We start from the raw sequence: 711 nt of genomic DNA on the forward strand, positions 1-711 counted from the left end.
GACCGTCGCGGAACCCGCGCTGCTGCCTTTCAGGGTCGCGGTGTAGACACCGTTATTTTCCGTCACCGCACTCACCGTGGTCCCGGTCACACCGCTCACCGCAAAGGTCACGTTGTTCAGGCCTTTCACCGGATTGCCGCTGCTGTCCTTCGGCGTGAAGCTCAGGGTCGTGGTGGTGCTGTTATCCGCCGGAATGCTGGCCGGACTGGTGGTGAAGGCCGATTTAGACGCATCCACGGACGCGGCCAGCTGGGCCTGGGTCGGGGTATAGGTCACAGGCACGTTCTGGCTGCTGCCGTTAAACACCACCGGAATGGATTTATCACCCGGGGTGGTGGATGCCGGCAGGGTCAGCGTGGCCTTGCCGTTGCTGTCGGTGGTCACCGTCTGGTCGGTGCCGTTCACCTTCACGGTGACGGCGGTGTCTTTCAGGGGCTGACCGTCCGCACCGGTGATCGGTACGGTGGTGGTGGTCGTACTGGTGCCGTCAGCCGGGACCGACGCCGGAGCAGTTGCGGTACCCGCCGTGGCCCCCGCCAGGTTCTGGGCGGCGGTACGAGTCAGGGTCACGGTGCCGGTGTTTTCCGCCGTGCCGTTCGCGTTCGCCGTCACCGTCGCGCTACCCGGGCTGCTGCCTGTCAGGGTCGCGGTGTAGACACCGTTATTTTCCGTCACCGCACTCACCGTGGTCCCGGTCACACCGCTCACCGT

The 711-nt window shown here is 65.4% G+C and carries 1 protein-coding gene; it reads right to left on the reverse strand.

From position 1 onward, the window contains the following. On the reverse strand, window positions 1-699 hold a 699-nt coding region (locus M977_RS23865; RefSeq protein WP_209438628.1), incomplete at its 3' end, for an Ig-like domain-containing protein. Between the last annotated feature and the right edge of the window lie 12 nt (window positions 700-711).

Origin of the sequence: Buttiauxella gaviniae ATCC 51604 (assembly GCF_001654835.1) — a bacterium.
GTDB lineage: Bacteria > Pseudomonadota > Gammaproteobacteria > Enterobacterales > Enterobacteriaceae > Buttiauxella > Buttiauxella gaviniae.